Annotated in this window: 2 protein-coding genes and 1 pseudogene; 2 read left to right on the top strand and 1 reads right to left on the bottom strand. The window is 59.4% G+C overall.

The window, feature by feature from the left end; translation table 11 throughout:
• Positions 1-194, top strand: a pseudogene (locus B2994_RS02660) (phosphate ABC transporter, permease protein PstA); the annotation flags it as partial.
• Positions 195-227: 33 nt separating this feature from the next.
• Complete coding sequence (pstB, locus tag B2994_RS02655) at positions 228-1,007, top strand: phosphate ABC transporter ATP-binding protein PstB (RefSeq protein WP_291526849.1); 780 nt, start codon at positions 228-230, stop codon at positions 1,005-1,007.
• 377 nt (positions 1,008-1,384) lie between these two features.
• On the opposite strand, the gene B2994_RS02650 is transcribed toward pstB, so the two are convergent.
• Positions 1,385-2,748 (bottom strand): NCS2 family permease (locus tag B2994_RS02650; RefSeq protein WP_291526848.1); only part of this gene is annotated, 1,364 nt, incomplete at its 5' end.

Genomic DNA, 2,748 nt, shown 5'->3' with positions numbered 1-2,748 from the left:
TGCCCGTGTACGTGTACCAGGAGTACAGCACCATGTCGGTCACCTGCCCGAAGAGCGCCGGAGCCTCCTGCGTCACGTCGATCCCGACCGAACGCGCTTGGGCCGCCGCCCTGGTACTGATCATTATCGTGCTGATCCTGAACCTGCTGGGACGTCTGGTCGCCAAGATCTTCGCGGTCAAGACCGAGCAGTAACCGACAACTAGGAACAACCAATAAGGAACAACAATGGGACAACGTATTGATGTCAACCATTTGAACGTCTACTACGGCAGCTTCCTAGCCGTCGAAGACGTGAACATGAAGATCGAGCCGAATAAGGTCACCGCGTTCATCGGGCCGTCCGGTTGCGGCAAGTCCACGGTGCTGCGCACGCTCGACCGCATGCACGAGATCATCCCCGGCGCGCATTGCAAGGGCGAGGTGCTGCTTGAAGGCAAGAACCTCTACGCCGCCGACGTGGACCCCGTGGCCGTGCGCCGCGATGTGGGCATGGTGTTTCAGCGCCCGAACCCGTTCCCCACGATGTCCATTCGCGAGAATGTGCTGGCCGGTGTGCGCCTGAACAACCGCAAGATCAACAAGTCCGACGCCGACGATCTGGTCGAGTGGGCGTTGCGCGGCGCCAACCTGTGGGAGGAGGTCAAGGACCGTCTTGATCATCCTGGCATCGGCCTGTCCGGCGGCCAGCAGCAGCGTCTGTGCATCGCGCGTGCCGTGGCCGTGCATCCGCAGGTGCTGCTGATGGATGAGCCCTGCTCCGCTCTTGATCCGATTTCGACGCTGGCCGTTGAGGATCTGATCAACGAGCTGAAGAAGGACTACACGATCGTGATCGTGACGCACAACATGCAGCAGGCGGCACGTGTGTCCGACTTCACCGCGTTCTTCAACCTCAAGGAGATCGGCCAGCCCGGCCACCTCGTCGAGATGGACCACACCGACGTCATCTTCCAGCATCCGAAGGAAGAAGACACCGAGCGCTACATCTCCGGACGGTTTGGCTGATCGGTATCGGCGTTCAAGTTTAAAGAGCCTTCGTGCCTTGCCCTTGTTTGGCGCACGGAGGCTCTTTGCTTATATGCTGCATGCCCCGGAAGTCCCCAGCCAACCCCTTTTCGCCGGTTGGCAGAGATTTGCACGATGCGAAAGAATCTATTATGGATTCTTTCACGTTTTTTTCCTTGTAAGGTGCCCGATAGGATGCGGTAAATCGTTTGATCTGGCCCTGATAGCGACGCAATCGCGGTAAAAACATGAAAGAATCGAAAATAGGTTCTTGGGGCGCGGCGTCGCATCCGGCAGACACGCAAAAAAACGATAGGGTTCCGTCGGATGATGCCGTCGGAGCCCTATCGAATGGCGACTATGCGTGGACTATGCGGTTACAGCACGGCCAGCAGGATGAAGTTGAGGATGAACAGCACGGACACGATCCAGATGATCGGATGCACGTCTTTGGCTTCCTTCTTGCACACCTTGACGATGCAGTAGGTGATGAAGCCGGCGGCGATGCCATAGCTGATCGAGTAGGCGAACGCCATGAACACGGAGGCGAAGAAGGCCGGAATGGCTTCGGAGATGTCACCCCACTTGATTTCCTTCAGCGACGAGGCCATCATGCATCCCACAATCACCAACACACCGGCCGTCGCGGCGGACGGAACGGCGGAAATCACCGGGGAGAGGAACGCGGAAAGCGCAAAGCAGATCGCCACGACCACGGAGGTCAGGCCGGTACGGCCGCCCGCGGCGATACCTGCTGAGGACTCCACATAAGTGGTGGTGTTCGAAGTGCCGCAGATCGCGCCGACGGAGGTCGCGATGGAGTCCGCGAACAGGGCCTTGTCCAGCTTGGAGGAGAAGCCGTGGCCGGTTTCCATGTGCTTCATGTCTTCGTCGGAGAAGATGCCGGTGCGACGGCCGGTGCCGATGAAGGTGCCGAGCGTGTCGAAGGTGTCGGACATCGAGAATGCGAAGATCGTGACCAGCACCAGCGGAATCTTCGCTGGATCGGAGAACAGCGCCGGGAATCCGTCGGCAGTGAAGATCACGCCGAAAGTCTGCGGCAACTGGGCGAAGGTGTCAGCGATGGATACGGAGTTCGACATGGTGGTTTGGCCCATCGGAATGCCGATGATTGCAGTGATGGCGATGGTCAGCAGCATGCCGCCCCTCACCTTGAGCACGGTGAACACGATGGCGAGCAGCAGGCCGATGAGGAAGAGCCACAGCGTTGGCGTGTTCAGCGTGGCGAGTCCCGGCGTGGCGCCCACGGCCTTTTCGGTGGTGGCTTCATCCGGGGTGAAGGTGACGAGGTTGACGTTCAGCATACCGACATACGCCACGAAGATGCCGATGCCGCCGCCGATGGCGTTCTGCAGCATGGGCGGAATGGCTTCGATGATCATCTTGCGGATCTTGGTGACCGTGATGATGATGTTGATCAGACCGCACAGGAACACCATGCACAGCGTCTGCTGCCAGGAGAATCCGAGGCCGAAGCACACGGTGTAGGTGAAGAAGGCGTTGAGGCCCATGCCGGCCGCCTGTGCGTAAGGCACGTTGGCGAACAGACCCATCACGAGCGTGCCGATGACGGCGGCGATGATGGTGGCGAGGAAGACGCCGCCCCACGGCATGCCGGTTTGGCTTAGGATCTGTGGATTGACGACGATGATGTAGCTCATCGCGAAGAAGGTGGTCAGGCCTGCCGCGATTTCGGTGGATACTGACGTACCGTTTTCCT

Origin of the sequence: Bifidobacterium sp. UBA744 (genome assembly GCA_002298605.1) — a bacterium.
Taxonomy (GTDB): Bacteria; Actinomycetota; Actinomycetes; order Actinomycetales; family Bifidobacteriaceae; genus Bifidobacterium.
The sequence above is the reverse complement of the archived record's forward strand: the minus strand, read 5'-3'. Positions and strand labels throughout refer to the sequence as shown.